The organism is Mycobacterium ulcerans subsp. shinshuense (assembly GCF_002355775.1).
Lineage (GTDB): Bacteria > Actinomycetota > Actinomycetes > Mycobacteriales > Mycobacteriaceae > Mycobacterium > Mycobacterium marinum.
On the sequence record NZ_AP017624.1, the window covers coordinates 4982092 to 5006321 of the forward strand.

The following is a 24230-nucleotide window of genomic DNA, read 5'->3' on the forward strand; positions in this document are numbered from 1 at the left end:
TCTTGGCGCCAACTGGCGATAGGCTACCGATCGATGACCGGACCGCCGGGGCGCAGCGACGACCTCAACGCCCTATTGCGCCAGATCGCGCGGGGCGAGCGCGACGCGTTCGCCATGTTCTACGACCACACCTGTACGCGGGTGTATGGACTGGTGGCACGGGTATTGCGTGATGCCGGCTACAGCGAGGAAACCACCCAGGAGATCTATCTCGAGGTGTGGCGGACGGCATCGGATTACGACGCCACCAAGGGCTCTCCCCTGGCCTGGTTGCTGACCATGGCGCATCGGCGCGCGGTGGACCGGGTGCGCGCCGAGCAGGCCGGCAGCCAGCGGGAGTCGCGCTATGGCGCGGCCAATGTCGATCTGGCCAGTGACGTGGTCGCCGATTCGGCGATCGCCGGTGATGAACGTCGCCGGGTGGTGGAGTGCCTGGATGGGCTGACCGATACCCAGCGGCAGTGCATCGAGCTGGCCTACTACGGCGGGCTGACCTATGCCGAAGTGTCGCAGCGGTTGGCCACCAATCTTTCGACGATCAAATCACGCATGCGCGACGCGCTGCGCGGTCTGCGCAACTGCCTGGATGCGTCATGACCGAGCCGACCGACTTCCAACTGCTCGAGCTGGCGACACCGTATGCCCTGCATGCGGTCTCCGACGAGGAGAGACTCGACATCGAGCGCCGGCTTAGCGCAGCACCGGCGCCGGTGGCCGCCGCATTCGACGAAGAAGTTCGGTCGGTGCGCGAAACGATGTCGGTGGTATCGGCCGCCACGGCCGCGCAGCCACCAGCAGAGCTGCGCCAGGCGCTGCTCGCAGCCGCGGAGCCCGCTCAGAGCCGCCGTCAACCACGTTGGCGCACTGCAGTTTTCGCTTCCGCCGCGGCGATCGCGGTGGGGCTGGGCGCGTTCGGCCTGGGCGTCCTGACCCGACCGTCGGCATCGCCGACGGTCGCCGAGCAGGTGCTGGCCGCGCCGGATGTGCAGACGGTCTCCGGCCGGCTCGGCGGCGGAACGGCCACCGTGATGTTCTCCCGCGATCGCAACGCGGGTGTGTTGGTGATGAACAATGTGCCGCCGCCGTCTCCGGGCACCGTCTATCAGATGTGGCTGGTCGACGCCAAGGGGCCGACATCGGCGGGAACCATGGGCCCCACGGCGGTCACGCCGTCGACAAAAGCGACGCTGACCGCTCTCGGCGACTCGACGACGCTGGCGTTCACCGTCGAGCCCGGCACGGGTTCGACCAAGCCGACCGGCACGGTGCTGGCCGAGCTGCCGCTACGCTGACCCGTCCGGCGCTAGTTCCACAGGCTCCTGATCATCGCGGCCACGGCACCCACCACCACCAGCACGACGCCGGCAAGCAGCGTCAAATTCAGCCATAGATGCAGGCTGCCCTCCGCGGTATTGACCATGACATCGGCGATGCGGCGGATGTCACCCGTGGTGCGGTTGAGCGCTTCGTTGACGTATCGGCCGCCGACTTCGATGCCCGCCCAGCCGGCAGCGCCGACCATTAGCGCCGAGACACCCAGACTGCTCAGCGCCTTGCCGCGGCGGCGGGCGGTGATCAGCGTCAGCAGCCCGCAGACCACCGCGAGGGCCGCCGCCCCGATGCTGACCCAGGGACCCCAGACCGCGACTCGGCGCAATTGGCCTTGATGCAGGGGCTGGGGAGTCGACACCGTCAACGGAACTCGCAAGGTGTCGGGCACCGTCACGTGATAGCTGCTCAAGACCTGCTGGATGGAACTGTCGTTGAGCATCGGCGCCAGGTCGACCACCCAGCGCTCGCCGTCGGCCGCGGACTGCGCTTCGCTGAACAACCAGTCGTGTGCCACCCGATTCGCCTGAGCGAACAACGGCGGAAATGCTGCGCTGGTGGTAAACGACATGGCCGCCTCCTGCACCGCCGACCCGTCGATCGCGTCGTGCTGGCCGCCGCGCTTGGCGATGAGCGCCATGGCACGGGTGCTGAGTTCAGCGGCCATCGCCGACTGCAGCACCGGATCATCGGCGGCCCGGCCGGCCAGCGCGGTGTAGCCGTCACGATCGATGATGTGTGTCTGCGCCCACGCGGCCGGGACCGCCACCGCCAGCGCGACCGTGGTGGCCAGCCATAAGACCACCGTCGCAAGCAATCGCACGCCTAGAACCTACTGGGCGATCCCGCGCAGGTAGGCAGCCTGTCCCAGGTGTTGGGCGCAGTCGTCGACCACGCTGATCAATCGGACGCTCGCGGTGACCGGCGGATCCCAATGGGTGTCCACCACGCGGGACAGTTCCTCGGCGGTCACACCCGCGACGTACTGCAGCGTCAGGGCGTGCACCGCGTGGTAGTAGCCGGCCAGCAGCTCGGCCGGCGCACGCACTTTAGCCACATCCTGCGCGCCGTGCCCGTAGCCGGTGTCGCCGCGGGGCAGGTCCAGCCCGAACCGGTCCACCCAGCCATCACGAGTCCACGCCTGTTCGACCCCGGCGATGTTGGCCACCTGGACGTCCTGGACCCGCGCACTGTGCCAGATCAGCCAGGCGATGCTGTTGGCGGCCGGTGTTGGCCGGTAGTTGGCCACTTGCTCGGTCAGACCGTCGGTGAGTTCATCGACGTGTTCGATCACTCGGGTGAACGCGTCGCGCAGCAGCTCGCGGGCCGCGGCATCGGAGGTAGCCATACGGCCGACTCTACGAGCGCCATCGGACCTGGCACCACCGACCGCCGCGGTCGTAAATTGATTAGATGAGCTACGACCTCCTCATCCGTAACGGAACCATCGTTGACGGGCTGGGGGGGTGAGCCGTACGTCGGCGACGTCGCGGTACGCGACGGCATCATCGTGGCCGTCGGGCCACCCGACGACTCGGTCAACGGCGACGCCGCCGGGCGGGTGATCGACGCCAGCGGCCTGCTGGTCACCCCGGGGTTCGTCGACCTGCACACCCACTACGACGGTCAGTCAATCTGGTCAGACCGACTGACACCATCATCGGCGCACGGCGTGACGACCGTGCTGATGGGCAATTGCGGGGTGGGTTTTGCGCCGTGCCGCCAGCAGGACCACGACGTGCTCGTCGACGTGATGGCCGGTGTCGAGGACATCCCCGGCGTTGTCATGACCGATGGCCTGCCCTGGACCTGGGAGACGTTCCCCGAATTCATGGACGCGTTGGAGGCGGGAGCACGCGACATCGATGTGGCCGCCTTTCTGCCGCACTCCCCGCCGCGGGTCTATGTCATGGGTCAGCGCGGCGCCGACCGCGAGCCGGCCACCCCCGAAGACCTGGCCACCATGCGGGCACTGGCCAAACAGGCCATCGAGATCGGTGCGCTGGGGTTCGCGTCGTCGCGGCTGACCATCCACAAAACCGAGAGCGGATCGCCGATTCCGAGCTACGACGCCGCCCGTGCGGAGATCGAAGAGATCGCCAAGGGCGTCGTCGACGGCGGCGGTGGCCTGTTGCAGTTTGTGCCCGACATCCCAGCCGGCGGCTACCAGCCGGTGTTGCAGACCGTGTTCGATGTCGCCGAGGAGGTCGGGCTGCCAGTCACGTTCTCGTTGGTGGTCGGCAACGTCGGCGAACCCAGCTGGCCCGATGCCATCACAATGGTCGAGAACGCGAACAAGAACGCGGGCGAGGGAACCCGCTTCACCGCGCAGCTACTGCCCCGTCCGATCGGGCTGATCATCGGACTGCAGCTGTCGGCAAACCCATTTGTGCTCTATCCCAGCTACCGCGAGATCGCACATCTGCCGTTGGCCGAGCGTGTCGCCGAAATGCGCAAACCCGACGTCCGGGCCCGCATCCTGGCCGATAAGCCCGGCGTCGGGCATCCGATTCTGTATGTGGCGCAGGCCTGGGACTGGATCTTTCCGCTGACTGAGGACCCCAACTACGAGCCGGCGGCGGCCGACAGCATCGGGGCTCGGGCTCGCGCCCGCGGCGTCAGCCCGATGGAGGAGGCCTACGACCGACTGCTCGACGACGACGGGCACGCCATGTTGCTGGTCGCGACCAGCAACATGGAGAACAACTCGCTGGACACTGTCGGCAAACTATTGCATCGCGAAGACGTGGTGCTCGGTCTCGGCGACGGGGGCGCCCACTACGGGATGATCTGCGACGCCAGCTACTCGACCTACTTTCTGACGCACTGGGCTCGCGATCGGGCATCCGGGCGATTCAGCGTGGCCGAAGCCGTCCGCGAACTCACATCCGTGCCGGCCCGGGTGGCCGGCCTGGGCGACCGCGGACGCATCGCGGTCGGCTACAAGGCCGACCTCAACGTCATCGACCACGCCGCACTCCGACTGCACAAGCCGGTCATCAGGTACGACCTGCCCGCGGGCGGGCGGCGCTTGGATCAGACCGCCGAGGGCTATGTTGCAACCGTGGTATCGGGTCAGGTGATCGCCGAGAACGGGGTGCCGACCGCTGCCCGGCCCGGCAAGCTGGTCCGCGGACGGCAGCCAGCCCCGGTCCCGGCGTGAGGGAACTTGGGGGTTCCTGTAAACCCCCTATGGATCGACATTTTTCCGATGCCGATACGGCCACGGTAGCGGCCGTTGCCAGGTAGTTTGGGCTGGTGACAAACCCGCATTTTGCGTGGTTGCCGCCAGAGATTAATTCGGCACTAATGTTCGCCGGTCCCGGAGCGGGGCCGCTGCTTGCCGCTGCCGCGGCTTGGGGCGGTTTGGCCGAGGAATTGGCGTCAGCGGTGTCGTCATTCAGCTCGGTCACCTCCGAGTTGACCAGTGGCTCATGGCTGGGCCCCTCGGCGGCAGCCATGATGGCTGTCGCCACCCAATACATGGCGTGGCTCGGTGCGGCTGCGGCACAGGCGGAGCAGGCGGCCGCACAGGCCGCTGTCACGGCAGGCGCGTTCGAATCGGCTCTGGCGGCGACGGTGCAGCCCGCGGTGGTCACGGCCAACCGCGGGCTGATGCAGGTGCTGGCGGCCACGAACTGGCTGGGTTTCAACACCCCCGCGATCATGGACATCGAGGCCGCCTACGAGCAGATGTGGGCGCTCGACGTGGCGGCCATGGCCGCCTACCACGCCGAAGCGTCGGCGGCCGCTTCGGCGCTGGCGCCCTGGAAGCAGGTGCTGTGCAACCTCGGTATCGACATCGGCAAGAACGGCCAGATCAACCTGGGCTTCGGCAACAGCGGCACCGGCAATGTCGGCAACAACAACGTCGGCAACAACAACTGGGGCAGCGGCAACACCGGAAGCAGCAACGTCGGCACCGGTAACACCGGAAGCAGCAACATCGGTAGCGGCAACACCGGTAACAGCAACGTCGGGTTGGGCAACCTGGGCAGCGGGAACGTCGGCTTCGGCAACACCGGCAACGGCGACTTCGGGTTCGGTCTGACCGGCGATCATCAGTTCGGCTTCGGCGGCTTCAACTCGGGTAGCGGCAACGTCGGAATCGGAAACTCGGGCACCGGCAACGTCGGCTTCTTCAATTCCGGCAACGGAAACATGGGTATCGGCAACTCAGGCTCGCTCAATTCGGGCCTGGGCAACTCCGGGAGCATGAGCACCGGTTTCGGCACCGCCAGCATGAGCAGCGGCATGTGGCAATCGATGCACGGCAGCGACATGGCAAGCTCTACCAGCTTGGCCAGCTCGGCCACCTACGCAACGGGCGGCACGGCCACCTTGAGCTCGGGGATCCTGAGTTCGGCGCCGGCACACACCGGCGGCCTGAATCCGGCGCTGGCCGGCGGATTGACCCCCACCGCAGCCACCCCGGCTGCCGCCGCTCCCGCGGCCGCGGCGCCGGTAGCGGCGGCGGCTGCCGACGCCGGCCCCGTCTCTGCGGGTGCAAACAGTGGCTCCACCGCGGGCGCGGGCCTACGCAGCCCGGCTGTCGGATACTCCGGCCTGTACAACTCGGCTAACAGCGATGCGGGTGCGCGAAGCGTCGCCACCCGTGAAGCGCCGGCAAACGCCGGTGCGGGCATCCCCAGGTCCAGCTTCTATCCGAACCGCGAGACGGCTGACAGCGAAGCCGACATTCAGCTGCCGCTGCGCACGGAGTAGTCACACCCCATCCGGCCGGCATCTATCCTCGATTGCATGGCCGCCAAGAAGGTGGACCTCAAGCGGTTGGCCGACGCCTTGACCGACTACCCGTTCGCCTACCTGATCACCGTTGACGACGACCACCACGTGCACACGGTGACCGTGGAACCGGTGCTGCGTGGCCTGCCCGACGGACCGGACGGACCGCGCGCGGTCATCGAGGTCGGGCTGATCGGCGGCCGCACCCGCGCCAACCTGGCCAGCCATGGTGATGCCACGCTCCTGTGGCCGCCACCCGAGCCCGGCGGCTATTCGCTGATCGTTGATGGGCGCGCCGAGGTATCCGACGCCGGCACCGAAACGGCCCAGTGCGCTGTGCTGCCCACCAAGGCGTTGTTGCACCGCAACGCCGACTCTGCCGCCACAGCCAGCGGCTGCCTGCATGACTGCGTCGTGTTCTCCGAGCCTTCCTAGCGCGCCCGTACACACACGAAAAAGCCCGGCCCCCCGAAGGGAACCGGGCTTTTTCGTGCTTGCGAACTTGCGCGCCTTGCGGACTTAGAAGTCCATGCCGCCCATGCCGCCGGTCGGGTCGCCCGCGGGAGCGGCCGCCTTCTCCGGCTTGTCGGCGACAACGGCCTCGGTCGTCAGGAACAGACCCGCGATGGACGCCGCGTTCTGCAGCGCCGAACGGGTCACCTTGACCGGGTCGGCAACGCCGGCCTTGAGCAGGTCCTCGTACACACCGGTGGCGGCGTTCAAGCCGGTACCGGCGGGCGAGTTACGGACCTTCTCGGCCACCACACCGGGCTCCAAGCCACCGTTGAAAGCGATCTGCTTCAGCGGAGCCTCGAGAGCCACCCGGACGATGTTGGCGCCGGTGGCCTCGTCACCGGACAGCTTCAGCTCGTCCAGCGACGGGACCGCGTGCAGCAGGGCGACGCCACCACCGGCGACGATGCCCTCCTCAACGGCAGCCTTGGCGTTACGGACCGCGTCCTCGATGCGGTGCTTGCGCTCCTTGAGCTCCACCTCGGTGGCAGCCCCGGCCTTGATCACCGCAACACCGCCGGCCAGCTTGGCCAGGCGCTCCTGCAGCTTCTCACGGTCGTAGTCGGAGTCGCTGTTCTCGATCTCGGCGCGGATCTGGGCCACCCGTCCAGCGATGGCGTCGGAGTCACCGGCGCCCTCGACGAGGGTGGTCTCGTCCTTGGTGATGACGACCTTGCGGGCCTTACCCAGCAGCGAGATGTCGGCGGTCTCGAGGGAGAGGCCAACCTCTTCGCTGATGACCTGACCACCGGTGAGGATGGCCATGTCCTGCAGCATCGCCTTGCGGCGGTCACCGAAGCCGGGGGCCTTGACCGCCACCGACTTGAAGGTGCCACGGATCTTGTTGACGACCAGGGTGGACAGCGCCTCGCCCTCGACGTCCTCGGCCATGATCAGCAGCGGCTTGCCGCCCTGAATGACCTTCTCCAGCAGCGGCAGCAGGTCCTTGACGGTGGACACCTTGGAGCTGACCAGCAGGATGTAGGGGTCCTCCAGGACCGCTTCCTGACGCTCGGCGTCGGTGACGAAGTAGCCCGAGATGTAGCCCTTGTCGAACCGCATCCCCTCGGTGAGCTCGAGCTGCAGACCGAAGGTGTTGGACTCCTCGACGGTGATGACGCCCTCGTTGCCCACCTTGTCCATCGCCTCGGCGATCAGGTCGCCGATCGACTGGTCGCCGGCGGAGATGGCTGCGGTCGCCGCGATCTGCTCCTTGGTCTCGACCTCTTTGGCCGATTTGAGCAGGGTCTCGGTGACCTTCTCGACTGCCTTCTCGATGCCGCGCTTCAGACCGAGCGGGTTGGCACCGGCCACAACGTTGCGCAGGCCTTCCTTGACCAGCGCCTGGGCCAGCACGGTGGCCGTCGTCGTGCCGTCACCGGCCACGTCGTCGGTCTTCTTGGCAACTTCCTTGACCAGCTCAGCGCCGATCTTCTCGTACGGGTCCTCCAGCTCGATCTCCTTGGCGATGGACACACCATCGTTGGTGATCGTGGGGGCACCCCACTTCTTCTCCAGGACGACGTTGCGACCCTTGGGGCCCAACGTCACCTTTACCGCGTCGGCGAGGGCGTTCAGGCCCCGCTCGAGGCCGCGACGGGCCTCTTCGTCGTACGCAATTGTCTTGGCCATTGCGAAGTGATTCCTCCGGATTGGGAATGAAACGGGGGTCACCGGGTAATGGCAACCCCGTTACTTACGCTGGCCGGGCGCAGTGCCCGCGACGGACGACCGAAGCCAGGTCGCAGATCACGACCAGGCCCGTTCTCACCGTCCCGACCTAGCACTCGCGGGTCGCGAGTGCCAACGTCATTTTTAGCACTCGCCTATGCCGAGTGCAAGGACGCCCCCACCCGCCGACGATACGGCGCGCGCCGCGGCGGGCGGGCGCTCGGCCCGAACAACAGCCTGTCGCGTGAAGCGTTGGGCCACACTGGGGTGATGTCGCTCGTCATGCCTGCCTACCCGCCCTATCCGCCAGCGCGCTACACCGGCGAGAAGGGAGAGGTCAGTGCTCGGCTGAAACGTCGGGACGAACCTCCCAACCTGGAGGTGGGCGGCACCAAGTACCACTACCTGGCCACCCAGAAAACCACCGACGGCGATTTTGGGCTCTACCGCGTCGATATCGCACCGGCCGGAGGTGGGCCGGGTCCGCATTTCCACAAGACGATGTCGGAGTCCTTCTTCGTCCTGTCCGGGTCGATGCGCATGCACGACGGGCGAGACTGGGTCGACGCATCCGCCGGCGATTACCTCTATGTACCGCCCGGCGGAGTGCACGGCTTCCGCAACGAGTCCAACCAGCCGGCATCGATCCTGATCCTGTTCGCCCCCGGCGCCCCGCGCGAGGACTACTTCGAGGGGTTCCCGGGCCTGGCCGACATGACCGACGACCAACGCCGGGAGTTCTTCGTCGCGCACGACAACTTCTGGGTCCAATAGTTCTGGCGGCTGGCCCGTCCGGGCCGGAAGTGAGTATGTTCTGGCCATGAGCGCTAAGGGGAAAGCCAAGAGTCATTGGTCGGCCCCCGACATCCCGGATCAAAGCGGCCGGGTGGTGGTGGTCACCGGCGCCAATACCGGGCTCGGCTACCACACCGCCGAGGCGCTGGCCGGCCGCGGCGCCCACGTCGTGCTGGCGGTACGCAACCCCGAGAAGGGCAACGCCGCCGTGGCACAGATCGTTGCGGCCAAGCCCCAGGCCGACGTCACGTTGCAGGCCCTGGACCTGAGCTCACTGGACTCGGTGCCAGCGCCGCCGATGCACTGCGTTCGGCCTACCCACGCATCGACCTGCTGATCAACAACGCCGGCGTGATGTGGACACCGAAGCAGGTGACCAAGGACGGCTTCGAGATGCAGTTCGGCACCAACCACCTGGGCCACTTTGCGCTGACCGGGTTGTTGCTCGATCACCTGCTGCCGGTACCCGGCTCGCGGGTGATCACGGTCAGCAGCCTGGGCCACCGCATTCGGGCCGCGATCCACTTCGACGATCTGCAGTGGGAACGCAGCTACAACCGAGTCGCGGCATATGGACAGTCCAAGCTGGCCAACCTGCTGTTCACCTACGAGCTGCAGCGCAGGCTCGCGGCGGACTCCCAGGCCGCGACGATCGCCGTCGCGGCCCACCCCGGCGGCTCCAATACCGAACTGGCCCGAAACCTGCCACGGATGTTGGTTCCGCTAGCCAACATTCTCGGCCCGGCGCTGTTCCAGAGCGCGCAGATGGGTGCTCTGCCGACGCTGCGCGCCGCCACCGATCCCTCGGCGGCCGGCGGCCAGTACTACGGTCCGGACGGTTTCGCCGAGCACCGCGGCCACCCGAAAATCGTCCAGTCCAGCGCTCAATCTCACGACGAGGACCTGCAACGTCGGCTTTGGACGGTCTCCGAGGAGCTCACCGGGGTCAGCTTCCCCGTCTAGCGGGCCGATAATGGCCGCATGCGGTCGGTCGAGGAGCATCAGCGGGTCGTCACCAACATGGTCCGGGCCCGTCCCGTCGCCAAGGTCCCATTGCAGCAAGCGCAGGGCCTGGTGCTCGCCGACGACGTGGTCGCCCCACTGCCGCTACCGGTGTTCGACAACTCCGCGATGGACGGCTACGCGGTGCGGGCCGAGGACACCGTGGGCGCGAGTGCGCAGCACCCGGTGGTGTTGCCAGTGGCCGAGGACATTCCGGCGGGGCGCGTCGACCAACTGAGGCTGCACCCGGGGACGGCGCACCGGATCATGACCGGGGCGCCGGTACCCGCCGGCGCGACGGCGATCGTGCCGATGGAAGCCACCGACGGGGGCCTCGAGACGGTACAGATCGGCCAGCCCGCTGTCGCGGGCAAGCACATCCGGCGCGCGGGTGAAGATGTCGCCGCCGGTACCACCGTCCTGCAAGCCGGCCAGCTGGTGACACCGGCAGCGCTGGGCTTGGCCGCCGCGCTGGGGCTGGCCAAGCTCAGCGTGATCCCCCGCCAGCGCGTGCTGGTGGTCTCCACCGGCACGGAGCTGGTACCGCCGGGCACGCCACTGCAACCCGGACAGATCTACGAGTCCAACGCGGTCATGCTGACTGCCGCGGCCCGCGACGCCGGTGCGGTCGTCGTAGCCACCGACACCGCTGGGGACGACGTCGCGCAGTTCGTCGCGATTCTCGACCGACACGCGGGTGCCGCGGACCTGATCATCACCAGCGGGGGCGTCAGTGCCGGAGCCTATGAGGTTGTCAAAGACGTCTTCGGCCGCGAAGGCGTTCAGGGCGTCGAGTTCGTCAAGGTGGCGATGCAGCCGGGAATGCCCCAGGGCGTCGGCCTGGTGGCCGGCACGCCGATCGTGACCCTGCCCGGCAACCCGGTCAGCGCGCTGGTGTCCTTTGAGGTGTTCATCCGTCCCGCGCTGCGCCTGGCCATGGGCCTGCCGGATCCGCGGCGACCACAGCGGACCGCGGTGATGACCGCGACGGTCACCTCACCGCGCGGCAAGCGGCAGTTCCGGCGCGCGATCCTCGACATAGGCACCGGACAGGTCACCAGCTACGGGCCGCCGGCCTCGCACCACTTGCGCTGGCTGGCCTCGGCCAACGCCTTGCTGGAGATTCCGGAGGATGATATGGAGGTGTCCGCCGGAACCCAGGTACAAGTCTGGGATTTGACCTAAACCGCGGCGACCGCGCCCGATATCGGTCCAACGCCCGACTGATCGCGCCCCGGATCCAGGCCGGGAGCCCGCGTATCGACTATCCCCAGAAAATGCGATACCGAACGCAAAAATGAGACTATATTGTCTCGACAATTACATTTATGGATCTGGCATAAACCCGCCTCTGTAAAAAGGCTTTACATTTAGCCTACTAAATATAACTTTTTGATAACTCTTGACAGATCTCCAGAGTGATCATGGATGCGAAACAAATACGATCCGTTCGACTGCTGCTTAATCGCCAAAAGCCAGGGAAATGGACAGGATACGCATGTCTTATCTGGTAGCGACACCAGATTTATTGAGCGCGGCGGCAACGGATTTGGCCGGCATTGGCAACACCATCGGCCAGGCCAGCTATGCGGCGGCCGCCCCGACGACCGCGGTGATATCCGCCGCCGCCGATGAGATATCAATCCAGATCGCGGCGCTTTTCGGCGCGCACGGCCAATCTTTCCAGGCAGTCAGCTCCCAAGCGGCACTATTTCATGATCAATTCGTGCAGGCCTTGACCACCGGCGCGAGCTCATACGCGAGCGCCGAGGCGGCGTCGCAAAATCTGCTCAACTTGGTGAACGCCCCCACCCAGGCGCTGCTGAATCGCCCGTTGATCGGCAACGGAGCCAACGGGGCCGCGGGAACCGGCGCGAGCGGTGGCGACGGCGGAATACTGATCGGCAATGGCGGGGCCGGCGGATCGGGCGCGACCGGCCTCACCGGCGGGGCCGGCGGCAACGGCGGCGCCGCCGGGCTGCTGGCCGGCACGGCCGGCGCGGGAGGCTCGGGTGGCCTCGGAGCGGCCGGCGCCGGCGGGGCCGGCGGCCAAGGCGGAACCGGTGGGCTATTCAGCGCGGGCGGGGCCGGCGGCACCGGTGGGGTGGGCGCCAGCGGTGGCACCGGCGGCGCGGGCGGCCTCGGGCTGTTCGGGGCCGGCGGGGCCGGCGGAATGGCCAACGCCACGGTCGGCGGGACCGGCGGGGCCGGCGGGGCCGGCGGGGCCAGCCTGCTGTTCGGCAACGGTGGCGCGGGCGGGCTCGGCGGCGGCGGAGCGACTGCCGGGGGCGCGGGCGGGCAGGGCGGCGACGCCGGCACCTTCTACGGCGACGGCGACGGCGGCGTCGGCGGGGCCGGCGGCAACATCCCCGGCAGCAGCGGCGGGGCCGGTGGGGCCGGCGGCAACGCCGGCCTGTTCCACGGCGACGGCGGGGCCGGCGGCACCGGCGGAGTCGCGACCAGCGCCGGCGGTGCAGGTGGGGCCGGCGGCAACGCCGCCGACCTGGTCGGCACCGGCGGGGTCGGTGGGGCCGGCGGAACCAGCTTCGATGTCGGTGGGGCCGGCGGCATCGGCGGCAGCGCCGGCGCCCTGTTCGGCGCCGGTGGAGCCGGCGGGGCGGACGGCTTCGGCCAAGTCAGCGGCGGCGCCGGCGGGGCCGGCGGGAACAGCGGCATGGTCTACGGCGACGGCGGGGCCGGCGGCATCGGCGGCGCTGCTGCCGGCGGCAAGGGCGGCGACGGCGGGGATGCCGCAACGCTCTTCGGCTCCGGCGGGACCGGCGGCCACGGCGCCGCGGGCGCCGTCGCCGGCGGCGATGGCGGCCGCGGAGGCACCGGCGGCGGGATCGCCGGCTCCGGTGGGACCGGCGGCAACGGCGCCGTGGGCACCGTCAGCGGTGTCGGCGGCGACGGCGGCAACGCCGCCGGCCTGTTCGGCGACGGCGGGACCGGCGGCAACGGCGGCCTGGCCACCGCGGGTGGGGCCGGCGGCGACGCTGAGGCCGGCGGCAAGGCAGCACTGTTCGGCAGCGGCGGCAACGGCAGCGCGGGCGGATCCGGCACCGTGGACCCCGGCGGTAACGGGGGCCGAGGCGGTGACGCCCAGCTATTCGGAACCGGCGGCAACGGCGGCAATCCCGTCCTGGGCGTCCCAGCTGGGACAGCGGGCGAAGCCGGCGCTCCCGGGCTGGCCACGTCAAACCAGGCTCTTCTCGACTTAATCAACGCGCCCACCCAGGCGCTGCTGGATCGCCCGCTGATCGACAACGGCGCCAACGGCGCCGCGGGAACCGGGGCCAACGGCGGCGACGGTGGGATCTTGTTCGGCAACGGTGGCGCCGGTGGTTCCGGCGCGGTCAACGGCCTGGGAACCGGCCAGGCCGGCGGCAACGGCGGGGCCGCGGGGCTGCTGTCGGGCGGCGCAGGGGTCGGTGGCACCGGCGGAATCGGGGCCGTTGTCGGTGGGGCCGGTGGCACGGGCGGCATGGCAGGTCTATTCGGCGCCGGCGGTGCCGGCGGTGAGGGCGGAGGCGGCCAGAGCGGCGGGGCCGGCGGCGCTGGAGGCGTTGGACTGTTCGGGGCCGGCGGCAATGGCGGCACCGGCGGGTTCAGCCTGGTGACTGGCGGGGCCGGCGGAGCCGGCGGAGCAAGCCTGCTGTCCGGCAACGGCGGCGCCGGCGGCGACGGCGGTGCCGCCGGGGCGTTCTCCGGCAATGGCGGGGCCGGCGGCGCCGGTGGCATCGCTCCCGCAGGCACCGAAGGCGGGGCCGGCGGAGCCGGCGGCAACGCCGGCGTGTTCTCCGGCACCGGTGGCGCCGGCGGGGCCGGCGGAGCCGGCCAGACTGTCGGTGGCGCCGGCGGCACCGGGGGCGGCGCCGCCACTCTCTTCGGTGCCGGCGGTGCCGGCGGAGCCGGCGCGATCGGCCTCGACACCGGCGGGGCCGGCGGAGCCGGCGGCTCGGCTGGCGCCCTCTCCGGTACCGGCGGGGCCGACGGGATCGGCGTCGGCGGCGGCGGAGGCGGCGGTGGTGTCGGCGGGGCCGGCGGCAACGCCGGCGTGGTCTATGGCGACGGCGGAGCCGGCGGCGCCGGAGGCGGCGGCACGGTCGCTGCCCGTGCGGCCGGCGGATCCGGCGGCAACGCCGCCATGCTCTTCGGCAACGGCGGGGCCGACGGGACCGGCGCGGTCGGCGCGGCAGTCGGCGGGAACGGCGGAACCGGAGGCGACGGCGGCGGGCTCAGCGGGTCCGGCGGGGCAGGCGGAAACGGCGCAGGTGGCGGCACCGGCGGGACCGGCGGCAACGGCGGCAGGGCTCGCGGACTCCTTGGCGACGGCGGGACCGGCGGCGACGGCGGCTTTGGCGGTATCACTTCCGGGGACGGCGGCAACGGCGGCACCGGCGCCCTGATCGGAGACGGCGGCAACGGCGGCGCGGGCGGGATCGGCCTCGGGGCTGCGCCGGGTGGTGACGGCGGCAAGGGCGGCGACGCCCAGTTGGTCGGCACGGGCGGCAATGGAGGCATTCTCGGTCTTGGTTTGCCACCGGGCACCGCCGGAACGGGAGGCACTGGCGGCACACTGATAGGCGAGAACGGGCACGACGGCGCATGACCTTGTTGACGGCGCCCCGGTGTGCTCAGGCACATCGGGGCGCCGTCCGTACACTGACCGCCACGGCGCTCCCTAAGATGGCCGCGTGGCACGACGTCCCCGCCGTTCCGACTCATCCTTCGCGGAACCGACTCTGAGCCCGCAGCATCTCCTGGCGTTGGTGCGATCCACCATCCCGCCGATACACCCGGCCGGGCGCCCCTTCATCGCTGCGGGCCTAGCCGTGGCCGGTGTCGGATACCGGCACCGCTGGGCGCGCCGGACGGGGCTGCTGGCCGCCGGCGCCTGCGCCGGCTTCTTCCGTCACCCGCCCCGGGTACCACCGAGCCGGGCCGGCGCCATCGTGGCACCCGCCGACGGCGTGATCTGCGTGATCGACACCGCGGCACCACCGGCCGAACTCAGTATGGGCGACGCGCCGCTCCCCAGGGTCAGCATCTTCTTGTCGGTATTCGACGCCCACGTGCAGCGGGCCCCGGTCAGCGGCGAGGTCGTCGCCGTCCAGCACCGGCCCGGCCGCTTCGGGTCGGCCGACCTGCCCGCGGCGAGCGACGACAACGAACGCAACAGCGTGCGCATCCGCACCGCCAACGGTGCTGAAGTGGTCGCGGTACAGGTTGCCGGGCTGGTAGCGCGCCGCATCGTGTGCGACGCACACGTCGGAGACAAATTGGCGATCGGCGACACTTACGGTCTGATCCGTTTCGGCTCTCGCCTGGATACCTACCTGCCACCGGGCACCGAGCCGGTGGTCATAGTTGGCCAGCGCACGATTGCCGGCGAGACCATATTGGCTGACCTGCCATGACGACCAAGCCTCGGAGCAAGCGCGCGGTAAACCTGCAGATCTTGCCCAGCGCAATGACGGTGCTGTCCATCTGCGCCGGGCTGACCTCGATCAAATTCGCCCTCGAACACCAGCCGGTGCCCGCGATGGCGCTGATCGCGGCGGCGGCCATTCTAGACGGACTCGACGGCCGGGTGGCCCGCATTCTGGACGCCCAGTCGCGCATGGGCGCAGAAATCGACTCCCTGGCCGATGCGGTGAATTTCGGCGTGACGCCCGCGCTGGTGCTCTATGTCACGATGCTGTCGAAGTGGCAGGTCGGTTGGGTTGTGGTGCTGCTCTACGCGGTGTGCGTCGTGCTTCGGCTGGCGCGCTTCAACGCGCTGCTGGATGACGGCACCCAGCCCGCGTACGCACACGAATTCTTCGTCGGAATGCCCGCACCGGCGGGCGCGGTTTCCATGATCGGCCTGCTGGCCTTGAAGATGCAGTTCGGTGAGGGCTGGTGGACCTCGGTGTGGTTCCTGGCTTTCTGGATCACCGGCACATCGATGCTGATGGTCAGCGGGATCCCCATGAAGAAGATGCATGCCGTGGCGGTGCCGCCCAATCTGGCCGCGGTGCTGCTGGCGGTGCTGGCCATCATGGCGGCCGCCGCGGTGCTGGCTCCCTACATCTTGATCTGGGTGATCATCATCGCCTACGTGTGTCACATTCCGTTCGCGGTGCGCAGCAAGCGCTGGCTGGCCGAGCATCCCGAGGTGTGGGGCGACAAACCCAAGCAACGACGCGCCGCGCGGCGCGCGATTCGCAGAGCGCAGCCGCATCGCCGGTCGGTGGCGCGCCGTTCGGTGGCGCGGCTGGGGCTGCGCAAGCCGGGCGGGCGGTTGTGACCAGCCCCTATGGGGCTCCACAGCTGACGCTGACCGCCCGGCTGAACACGTCGGCGGTGGACTCACGTCGCGGCGTGGTGCGGTTGCACCCGAGCGCCATTGCCGCCCTCGGGATCCGGGAGTGGGATGCGGTTTCGTTGACCGGGTCCCGAACGCAGGGCTCCGGCGTTGTTGATTAGCAGGCTTGTGAGCTGGGTTGATGATCTTTGGTGCCGCGCTATTGGGGCCGGAGTGTAGGCACGGGCTATCTGGAGAACGATCGAGTTGGTTACTGTTCGTCGTTGGTCTGGAGTTGCTCGTGCCTACCGTTTCAGTATTGCCTGTGTCGTCGGTTCCAGAGGTGTTCGACCGCTGGAGTCCTGGTGAGCGCAGCGAGCTCATCGGATCGGAGTTTCTCGATGTGTTGGCCTCGGTGCCAGACCCGAGGGACCCACGCGGTCGGAGGTATTCGCTGATGGCTTTGTTGGCGATCGCGGTTCTGGCCACTGCCGCGGGGATGCGCGGCTATGCTGGTTTTGCCACATGGGCGGCCACCGCTCCCGATGATGTGTTGGCCCAATTAGGGGTCCGGTTCCGGCGGCCCAGTGAGAAGACCTTCCGCGCTGTTTTGTCTCGGCTAGACCCCGCCGACCTCAACGCCAGGATGGGCAGTTACTTCACTGCACACGTGGCCAGCAGCGACCCCAGTGGATTGGTGCCGATCGCGTTGGACGGCAAGATGCTGCGTGGTGCTTTACGCGCCAAAGCGACAGCCACGCATCTCGTGTCGGTGTTCGCCCACCGTGCCCGATTGGTGCTCGGTCAACTCGCTGTCGCCGAGAAAAGCAATGAAATTCCCTGCGTACGTGCCCTGCTCACGCTGCTGCCGGGTAGCTTGCGGTGGCTGGTCACCGTGGATGCGATGCATACCCAGGTCGTCACCGCGAAGTTGATCTGCGCCACCTTGAAGTCGCACTACCTGATGATCGTCAAGTCCAACCAAGCCAAAATACTTGCGCGTATCACCGCGCTGCCCTGGGCCGAGGTGCCCGCAGCCGCTACCGACGACTCCCGCGGCCACGGCCGTGTCGAGACCCGCACCCTGCAAATCATCACCGCTGCACGAGGAATCGGCTTCCCCTACGCAAAACAAATCATCCGGATCACTCGTGAACGCTTGATCACCGCCACCGACCAGCGCAGCGTGGAGGTGGTCTATGCCATCTGCAGCCTGCCGTTCGAGCACGCCCGCCCTACCGCGATCATGACCTGGATGCGTCAACACTGGGGAATCGAGAACAGCCTGCACTGGATACGCGACGTCACCTTCGACGAAGACCGTCAAAGGGCACATACCGGAAACGGCGCACAGGTCCTAGCAACGCTACGCAACACCGCGATCAATCTGCACCGCCTCAACGGCGCCGACAACATCGCCGAAGCCTGCCGGATCACCGCTTTGACCGCCAACCGCCGCCTACACCTCCTCAATCCACAATTCCCCAGCTCACAAGCCTGCTAATCAACAACGCCGGAGCCCTGGTCCCGAACGACCGCGGCGGTGGCCGGCATGGCTGATGACCAGGTCCCGGTCGGCACCATATTGCTGGACGACGTGACCCTGTCCAACGCCGGACTACGCGAAGGCACTGCGGTGCTGGTCAACTCGGTCACCGTCTACGGTGCACGGACCGTGACGCTGAGCGGCTCGTCGCTGGCCACCCAATCGCTTTCGCCGATCACCTTGCGCCAGGCGCTGCTGGGCAAGGTGATGACCGTCGGCGACGCGGTGTCGCTGTTGCCCCGCGACCTGGGCCCGGGCACCTCGACTTCGGCCGCCAGCCAGGCCTTGGCGTCGGCGGTCGGCATCAGCTGGACATCGGAGCTGTTGACCGTCACCGGCGTCGATCCCGATGCGCCGGTCAGTGTGCAGCCGAACACGTTGGTCACCTGGGGCACCGGGGTGCCCCACACCGCGCAGTCATCCCAGGCCGAGCGGGTCAGCGTGGCGACCCCGGAGATCCAGGTCGAGGAGCTCAAGGGTGCCCAGCCGCAGGCGGCCAAGCTCACCGAATGGCTCAAGCTCGCCCTCGATGAACCTCATCTACTGCAGTCTTTGGGTGTGGGCACCAATCTGGGCGTGCTGGTGTCCGGTCCGGCTGGCGTCGGCAAGGTGACGCTGGTGCGCGCGGTGTGTGCCGGACGCCGGCTGGTCGAACTCGACGGTCCCGAGGTTGGTGCGCTGGCCCCGGAGAATCGGCCTAAGGCCGTGGCCTCCGCCGTCGCGACGGTTCGCGACGGCGGCGGGGTGCTGTTGATCACCGACGTGGACGCGCTGCTGCCGGCCACCGCGGAACCGGTTGCCGCGCTGATCCTCGGCGAGCTGCGCACCGCGGTCGCCACCGATGGCGTGGTGCTGATCGCCACTACCGCCGCGCCCGACCAGCTCGACGCCCGGTTACGCGCGCCCGACCTGTGCGACCGGGAATTGGGGTTGCCGCTGCCCGACGCGGCCACCCGCAAGGCCCTACTGGAAGCCCTGCTGCGGCACGTACCTACCGGCGACTTGGATATTGACGAAATAGCCAGCCGCACGCCGGGGTTCGTAGTTGCCGACCTGGCCGCGCTGCTGCGCGAGGCGGCGCTGCGGGCCGCTTCGCGAGCTAGTACCGATGGTCAGCCACCAGAGCTCAACCAGGAAGACCTGCTTGGCGCGCTGACCGTCATCCGCCCCCTGTCGCGCTCGGCGAGCTCGGAGGTCGCGGTGGGAAGCATCACCCTCGACGATGTCGGGGACATGGCCCAGGGCTCCGGCGTTGTTGATTAGCAGGCTTGTGAGCTGGGTTGATGATCTTTGGTGCCGCGCTATTGGGGCCGGAGTGTAGGCACGGGCTATCTGGAGAACGATCGAGTTGGTTACTGTTCGTCGTTGGTCTGGAGTTGCCCGTGCCTACCGTTTCAGTATTGCCTGTGTCGTCGGTTCCAGAGGTGTTCGACCGCTGGAGTCCTGGTGAGCGCAGCGAGCTCATCGGATCGGAGTTTCTCGATGTGTTGGCCTCGGTGCCAGACCCGAGGGACCCACGCGGTCGGAGGTATTCGCTGATGGCTTTGTTGGCGATCGCGGTTCTGGCCACTGCCGCGGGGATGCGCGGCTATGCTGGTTTTGCCACATGGGCGGCCACCGCTCCCGATGATGTGTTGGCCCAATTAGGGGTCCGGTTCCGGCGGCCCAGTGAGAAGACCTTCCGCGCTGTTTTGTCTCGGCTAGACCCCGCCGACCTCAACGCCAGGATGGGCAGTTACTTCACTGCACACGTGGCCAGCAGCGACCCCAGTGGATTGGTGCCGATCGCGTTGGACGGCAAGATGCTGCGTGGTGCTTTACGCGCCAAAGCGACAGCCACGCATCTCGTGTCGGTGTTCGCCCACCGTGCCCGATTGGTGCTCGGTCAACTCGCTGTCGCCGAGAAAAGCAATGAAATTCCCTGCGTACGTGCCCTGCTCACGCTGCTGCCGGGTAGCTTGCGGTGGCTGGTCACCGTGGATGCGATGCATACCCAGGTCGTCACCGCGAAGTTGATCTGCGCCACCTTGAAGTCGCACTACCTGATGATCGTCAAGTCCAACCAAGCCAAAATACTTGCGCGTATCACCGCGCTGCCCTGGGCCGAGGTGCCCGCAGCCGCTACCGACGACTCCCGCGGCCACGGCCGTGTCGAGACCCGCACCCTGCAAATCATCACCGCTGCACGAGGAATCGGCTTCCCCTACGCAAAACAAATCATCCGGATCACTCGTGAACGCTTGATCACCGCCACCGACCAGCGCAGCGTGGAGGTGGTCTATGCCATCTGCAGCCTGCCGTTCGAGCACGCCCGCCCTACCGCGATCATGACCTGGATGCGTCAACACTGGGGAATCGAGAACAGCCTGCACTGGATACGCGACGTCACCTTCGACGAAGACCGTCAAAGGGCACATACCGGAAACGGCGCACAGGTCCTAGCAACGCTACGCAACACCGCGATCAATCTGCACCGCCTCAACGGCGCCGACAACATCGCCGAAGCCTGCCGGATCACCGCTTTGACCGCCAACCGCCGCCTAGACCTCCTCAATCCACAATTCCCCAGCTCACAAGCCTGCTAATCAACAACGCCGGAGCCCTGGGACATGGCCCAGGCCAAGCAGGCCCTGACCGAGGCGGTGCTGTGGCCCTTGCAGCATCCGGACACGTTCGCCCGGTTAGGGGTGGAGCCCCCGCGGGGGGTACTGCTCTACGGCCCTCCCGGGTGCGGCAAGACCTTCGTGGTCCGGGCATTGGCCAGCACCGGGCAGTTGAGCGTGCACGCGGTCAAGGGCTCCGAGCTGATGGACAAATGGGTTGGCTCCTCGGAGAAAGCCGTCCGTGAGCTTTTTCGTCGGGCCCGCGATTCGGCGCCGTCGTTGGTGTTTCTCGACGAGGTGGATGCCCTGGCGCCCCGACGCGGGCATAGCTTCGATTCGGGTGTTGGGGATCGGGTGGTCGCCGCCCTGCTGACCGAGCTCGACGGCATCGAGCCGCTGCGTGACGTGGTGGTGCTGGGGGCGACCAACCGCCCCGATCTGATCGATCCGGCGCTGCTGCGCCCGGGCCGGCTGGAACGTCTGGTGTTCGTCGAGCCGCCCGATGCCGAGGCGCGCCTCGAGATCCTGCGCACCGCAGGCAAGTCCATCCCGCTCAGCGCCGACGTCGACCTGGATGAGGTGGCCGCGGGGCTCGACGGCTACAGCGCCGCCGACTGCGTGGCATTGCTGCGCGAGGCGGCGCTGACCGCGATGCGCCGTTCCATCGACGCGGCCGACGTCACCGCCGCGGACCTCGCCGCCGCGCGCCAGACCGTCCGCCCGTCATTGGATCCGCTGCAGGTGGATGCGTTGCGCGCGTTCGGCGAAGAGCTCTGAGCCGGACTAGTCGGACAGCTGGAAATCGACCATCGCCTCGACCGAGTCCACCGCCTCGGCAAGTGCGGCCAGCCGATCAGCGGCCGACCGCGCCGACAACACCGCGTAGCCGTCGGCCGGGCCCATCGGAACCCGAGACGCCAACTCGTACAACAACGTTCCCGCGTCAGCGGCGATGTCGTCGGACTGGTAGTCGAACACCACATCGCGACCCGGCAACTCGATGCCACGGGCGGTGGCGATCCGTTCGAACAACGCCATCACCCGGTCTTCGGTGTCGCGAAACTGGGCCGCACTCACCGCTGCGCCCGGCTCATCTGGCCAGATCTGTACCGTCGCGCGCGGATAGGGGTCGTCCGGGAGCCAGTCACATACCCGAATCCGTTCCCCAGTGCGGCACAACAACTGATAACGACCCGCGCCCTCGTCGACGTATTCGGTGATCCTGGCCAGCGTCCCGACGTCGTATCGTGACTCACCGCCACCCACCTCGCGCCCACCGGCGATCAGGACCACACCGAACGGATCACCAGTATCGAGGCAGTGTCGCACCAGCACGCTGTAGCGAGGCTCAAAGATGCGCAATGGCAGATCCTGGCCGGGCAGCATCGTCGCCTCCAGCGGAAACATCGGTGCTTCGAAGGGCTTCGGAACGGCCACCATGCCCCCTCAATCCGGGTCTGCCACACCTGCCAGACAACAGTCGCGGCCACGCCACGATCGCAGGGTTGTGCAGAAAGGCAGCGTATCGCGCAAGGCGGGGTGATCACCAAGCCCCGGCTCACCGGCCGGTCGCGAGGTCAAGCGCAGCTCGTCGAACACTCCTGCAGACGTTCTCCCTCGACAACGTCCTCGACAGCGTCCGATCCCGACTTCCGGGAAGGGGTCAACGTGTCTTCCAGATAGCGGGGCTTGCAGGCGTGATACCCACCGGCCAGCAGTGCAATCAGCGGGACCAGGAGAAATCCGAACGACAGTTCCCACCGTCCGGTGGCGTTGTAGAGGATTCCGAAGATCAGTGGTCCTGGGCTGGCCAACAGATAGCCCATGCCCTGGGTGAAACCGGACAGCGCCGCGGAGCCGCTTTCGCTGCGCGACCGCAGATTGATGAGGGTGATCGCGGCCGGGAAGGTGCTTGGGCCGAGTCCGAGAAATATCGCCCAGACGATGGGCGCGGTCAGCGGAGCCCACAGCAATCCCGCGAAACCGACGAGAAAGCACAACGCAGAAGCGGCGACAATGGGGAACGGGTTGGCAACCCTAGCGCACAGCCTGGGCGTGACCAGCGTTGCAAGGAACCCGACGCCGGAGAAGGTCGCAACCATGGCGCCTCCGAGCGCTTCGCTGCCTCCGGCAGATGTCACGATCACGGGAAGCCAGGCAAACATCGCATAGGTGATCAGCGACGTCATGCTGAACATGAAGGTCAGGCCCCAGGAGATCGGCGAGCGCCAGATCGGCCCGATCTTTTTTCCCGTCCGGGCAGCGTGATCGGTGCCATTGGTGCGGCGGCGGACGAGGACGAGTATCCACGGTAGAACTGCGACCGCGGGAATGAGCGCCCAGATTGCGAGCGAGGCCCGCCATCCATAGGACTCGGCCAGTGGCACCGCGGCCACGGCCGGCATGATGGTGCCCAGCTGTAGGCAGGCGAGGTAGATCGCGCTCATCAAGGCGACGCGATCGTTGAAGTACTTCTTGACCAGCGGCGGGACCACAATGTTTGCGATGCCCATGCCGACGAGGGCAAGCGTGGTGAACGCCATCAGCTCGGACGTGTCGGACGCCATCGAGCGGCCGGCAGTCCCCGCCGCTGTGGCCAAGACACTGAGCAGCGCCAGACGTTCCGGGCCGAACCGGCGGCTCAGGGGCGCGGCGAACCCGGCCAAGGCGAACATGGCGGTGGGGAGCATCCCGAAGACGCCGATGACGGTACCGCCGAAGCCCATCGTGTCTGCGACCCTCGCCAGCAGGGGCGCCATCGAGGTGACGGCGGACCGCATGGTGAAGGCGGACAGTGCGATCGCCAGCAAGACCGTCACCCTGCTGGCAAACAACGACCGGCCGGCGGTTGGGTCGTGGATCACCGGTGCCGCCACAGCAGTCATCGGAATTCCCCCAATCCAGTGTTGGACAACGGTAGGAATCATAGGATGAATGGATGTATTGGGCAAACTGCCTATGCTGGTGGCATGCAGACAGTGCGCCGCCGGACACTCATCGCCCAGGTAAGCGATCAGCTGCGCGATGAGATCACGTCAGGGCGCTGGAAAGTCGGTGATCGCATTCCCACCGAACCCGAACTCTGCGAGATGACCGGAACCGCCCGCAACACGGTGCGCGAAGCCGTGCAGGCCCTGGTGCACGTGGGAATACTCGAGCGACGACAAGGGTCGGGCACCTACGTCATTGCCGACGTAGAACAAGGCAGCGCCCTCGCCGAATATTTCGCGGCCGCCCGCGAACGTGATCTCTGGGAACTGCGCGAGGCGGTAGAGGTCACCGCCGCCGTCCTGTCCGCGCGCCGGCGTGATGCCGCCGAAATCGAGGACCTTCGGGCCCTGCTCGCCCGGCGCAACGAACTGTGGAGCCGAGAGCCGGCGAACGACAAAGAACGCACCGAGATGACTTCGGCCGACACGGCGTTGCACCGCGCCATCGTCGCGGCCAGCCACAACGAGACATATCTACAGTTCTATGACCTGCTGTTGCCAACCATCCATCGGGCGGTGGAAGCGGGCCCGGTGGGGACATGCACCTCATACGAGCGCGAACACACCGAGCTGGTCGAGGCCATCATCGCCGGTGACCCACAGCGCGCAGAGGCGGCGGCACAGGTGTTCATCGCGCGACTGCGCCGCTAAATCCGGCGGCAGCCCGGATCCGGTCGTGTGCGCCCACCGCATCGCGGGGGCGAGCGTGGCGGTCGAACTAGCGCGCGAATCCATCCGACGGCGTG

The 24230-nt window shown here is 67.9% G+C and carries 17 protein-coding genes and 5 pseudogenes; 17 read left to right on the forward strand and 5 right to left on the reverse strand.

Going from position 1 to position 24230, the window contains the following annotated elements; translation table 11 throughout:
- Positions 1 to 33 precede the first annotated feature (33 nt).
- On the forward strand, positions 34 to 597 hold the full coding sequence (locus SHTP_RS22265; RefSeq protein ID WP_011739564.1) for a sigma-70 family RNA polymerase sigma factor: 564 nt from the start codon (positions 34 to 36) through the stop codon (positions 595 to 597).
- Complete coding sequence (locus tag SHTP_RS22270) at positions 594 to 1292, forward strand: anti-sigma factor (RefSeq protein ID WP_096371800.1); 699 nt, start codon at positions 594 to 596, stop codon at positions 1290 to 1292. Before SHTP_RS22265 ends, SHTP_RS22270 begins: the two co-directional genes overlap by 4 nt.
- An 11-nt stretch (positions 1293 to 1303) precedes the next feature.
- On the opposite strand, the gene SHTP_RS22275 is transcribed toward SHTP_RS22270, so the two are convergent.
- Positions 1304 to 2152 (reverse strand): hypothetical protein, encoded by an 849-nt coding sequence (locus SHTP_RS22275; protein WP_096371801.1) that lies wholly within the window; start codon positions 2150 to 2152, stop codon positions 1304 to 1306.
- Positions 2153 to 2161: 9 nt separating this feature from the next.
- A complete protein-coding gene (locus SHTP_RS22280; protein WP_096371802.1) occupies positions 2162 to 2677 on the reverse strand; it encodes a mycothiol transferase in 516 nt (171 codons plus the stop codon).
- Positions 2678 to 2742: 65 nt separating this feature from the next.
- Here SHTP_RS22280 and SHTP_RS22285 point away from each other — a divergent pair.
- The 3 genes and pseudogenes from SHTP_RS22285 (at position 2743) to SHTP_RS22295 (ending at position 6510) form a co-directional block, all read left to right on the forward strand.
- Positions 2743 to 4492 (forward strand): annotated as a pseudogene (locus SHTP_RS22285) (N-acyl-D-amino-acid deacylase family protein).
- 95 nt (positions 4493 to 4587) lie between these two features.
- Positions 4588 to 6054 (forward strand): capsule stability/integrity protein PPE10, encoded by a 1467-nt coding sequence (locus tag SHTP_RS22290; protein ID WP_096371803.1) that lies wholly within the window; start codon positions 4588 to 4590, stop codon positions 6052 to 6054.
- A gap of 36 nt (positions 6055 to 6090) precedes the next feature.
- Positions 6091 to 6510 carry a pyridoxamine 5'-phosphate oxidase family protein gene (locus SHTP_RS22295; protein ID WP_041324343.1) on the forward strand — a complete coding sequence of 140 codons (420 nt, stop codon included), beginning with the start codon at positions 6091 to 6093 and terminating at the stop codon, positions 6508 to 6510.
- 84 nt (positions 6511 to 6594) lie between these two features.
- Here the strand turns inward: SHTP_RS22295 and groL are convergent, their stop codons facing one another.
- A complete protein-coding gene (gene groL, locus SHTP_RS22300) occupies positions 6595 to 8220 on the reverse strand; it encodes a chaperonin GroEL (protein ID WP_096371804.1) in 1626 nt (541 codons plus the stop codon).
- Between the two features lie 309 nt (positions 8221 to 8529).
- Between groL and SHTP_RS22305 the strand changes: the two genes are divergently transcribed.
- The 11 genes and pseudogenes from SHTP_RS22305 to SHTP_RS22355 all read left to right on the forward strand — a co-directional run.
- A complete protein-coding gene (locus tag SHTP_RS22305) occupies positions 8530 to 9033 on the forward strand; it encodes a cupin domain-containing protein (protein ID WP_096372615.1) in 504 nt (167 codons plus the stop codon).
- 46 nt (positions 9034 to 9079) lie between these two features.
- Positions 9080 to 10017 (forward strand): annotated as a pseudogene (locus SHTP_RS22310) (SDR family NAD(P)-dependent oxidoreductase).
- 18 nt (positions 10018 to 10035) lie between these two features.
- Positions 10036 to 11241, forward strand: coding sequence for a molybdopterin molybdotransferase MoeA (moeA, locus tag SHTP_RS22315; RefSeq protein WP_096371805.1), 1206 nt, complete (start codon positions 10036 to 10038; stop codon positions 11239 to 11241).
- A gap of 313 nt (positions 11242 to 11554) precedes the next feature.
- Entirely contained in the window at positions 11555 to 14668 is a 3114-nt protein-coding gene (locus SHTP_RS22320) for a PE family protein (protein WP_096371806.1), read from the forward strand.
- 85 nt (positions 14669 to 14753) lie between these two features.
- Positions 14754 to 15476: a phosphatidylserine decarboxylase gene (locus SHTP_RS22325; RefSeq protein ID WP_096371807.1), complete on the forward strand. Its 723-nt coding sequence runs from the start codon at positions 14754 to 14756 to the stop codon at positions 15474 to 15476.
- Entirely contained in the window at positions 15473 to 16348 is an 876-nt protein-coding gene (gene pssA / locus SHTP_RS22330; RefSeq protein ID WP_096371808.1) for a CDP-diacylglycerol--serine O-phosphatidyltransferase, read from the forward strand. The genes SHTP_RS22325 and pssA overlap by 4 nt, the downstream gene beginning before the upstream one ends.
- Positions 16345 to 16503: pseudogene (locus SHTP_RS22335) on the forward strand (hypothetical protein); the annotation flags it as partial. The gene pssA and the pseudogene SHTP_RS22335, both read left to right, overlap by 4 nt.
- A 143-nt stretch (positions 16504 to 16646) precedes the next feature.
- On the forward strand, positions 16647 to 17849 hold the full coding sequence (locus SHTP_RS22340) for an ISAs1-like element IS2404/ISMul1 family transposase (RefSeq protein ID WP_420872975.1): 1203 nt from the start codon (positions 16647 to 16649) through the stop codon (positions 17847 to 17849).
- A gap of 21 nt (positions 17850 to 17870) precedes the next feature.
- Positions 17871 to 19130: pseudogene (locus SHTP_RS22345) on the forward strand (AAA family ATPase); the annotation flags it as partial.
- 143 nt (positions 19131 to 19273) lie between these two features.
- Positions 19274 to 20476 carry an ISAs1-like element IS2404/ISMul1 family transposase gene (locus SHTP_RS22350; protein ID WP_420811867.1) on the forward strand — a complete coding sequence of 401 codons (1203 nt, stop codon included), beginning with the start codon at positions 19274 to 19276 and terminating at the stop codon, positions 20474 to 20476.
- Between the two features lie 18 nt (positions 20477 to 20494).
- Positions 20495 to 21271: pseudogene (locus SHTP_RS22355) on the forward strand (ATP-binding protein); the annotation flags it as partial.
- Between the two features lie 6 nt (positions 21272 to 21277).
- On the opposite strand, the gene SHTP_RS22360 reads toward SHTP_RS22355, so the two are convergent.
- Positions 21278 to 21934 carry an LON peptidase substrate-binding domain-containing protein gene (locus SHTP_RS22360; RefSeq protein WP_096371811.1) on the reverse strand — a complete coding sequence of 219 codons (657 nt, stop codon included), beginning with the start codon at positions 21932 to 21934 and terminating at the stop codon, positions 21278 to 21280.
- A 137-nt stretch (positions 21935 to 22071) separates the two neighbouring features.
- Complete coding sequence (locus SHTP_RS22365) at positions 22072 to 23379, reverse strand: MFS transporter (RefSeq protein WP_096371812.1); 1308 nt, start codon at positions 23377 to 23379, stop codon at positions 22072 to 22074.
- Between the two features lie 84 nt (positions 23380 to 23463).
- Between SHTP_RS22365 and SHTP_RS22370 the strand changes: the two genes are divergently transcribed.
- Positions 23464 to 24135, forward strand: coding sequence for a FadR/GntR family transcriptional regulator (locus tag SHTP_RS22370; protein ID WP_172900587.1), 672 nt, complete (start codon positions 23464 to 23466; stop codon positions 24133 to 24135).
- Positions 24136 to 24230 lie beyond the last annotated feature (95 nt).

Coding starts and splice junctions, on each gene's coding strand:
- SHTP_RS22265 (WP_011739564.1), top strand. CDS start 34: ATGACCGGACCGCCGGGGCGCAGCGACGACCTCAACGCCCTATTGCGC.
- SHTP_RS22270 (WP_096371800.1), top strand. CDS start 594: ATGACCGAGCCGACCGACTTCCAACTGCTCGAGCTGGCGACACCGTAT.
- SHTP_RS22280 (WP_096371802.1), bottom strand. CDS start 2,677: ATGGCTACCTCCGATGCCGCGGCCCGCGAGCTGCTGCGCGACGCGTTC.
- SHTP_RS22295 (WP_041324343.1), top strand. CDS start 6,091: ATGGCCGCCAAGAAGGTGGACCTCAAGCGGTTGGCCGACGCCTTGACC.
- groL (WP_096371804.1), bottom strand. CDS start 8,220: ATGGCCAAGACAATTGCGTACGACGAAGAGGCCCGTCGCGGCCTCGAG.
- SHTP_RS22305 (WP_096372615.1), top strand. CDS start 8,530: ATGTCGCTCGTCATGCCTGCCTACCCGCCCTATCCGCCAGCGCGCTAC.
- moeA (WP_096371805.1), top strand. CDS start 10,036: ATGCGGTCGGTCGAGGAGCATCAGCGGGTCGTCACCAACATGGTCCGG.
- SHTP_RS22320 (WP_096371806.1), top strand. CDS start 11,555: ATGTCTTATCTGGTAGCGACACCAGATTTATTGAGCGCGGCGGCAACG.
- pssA (WP_096371808.1), top strand. CDS start 15,473: ATGACGACCAAGCCTCGGAGCAAGCGCGCGGTAAACCTGCAGATCTTG.
- SHTP_RS22360 (WP_096371811.1), bottom strand. CDS start 21,934: ATGGTGGCCGTTCCGAAGCCCTTCGAAGCACCGATGTTTCCGCTGGAG.
- SHTP_RS22365 (WP_096371812.1), bottom strand. CDS start 23,379: ATGACTGCTGTGGCGGCACCGGTGATCCACGACCCAACCGCCGGCCGG.
- SHTP_RS22370 (WP_172900587.1), top strand. CDS start 23,464: ATGCAGACAGTGCGCCGCCGGACACTCATCGCCCAGGTAAGCGATCAG.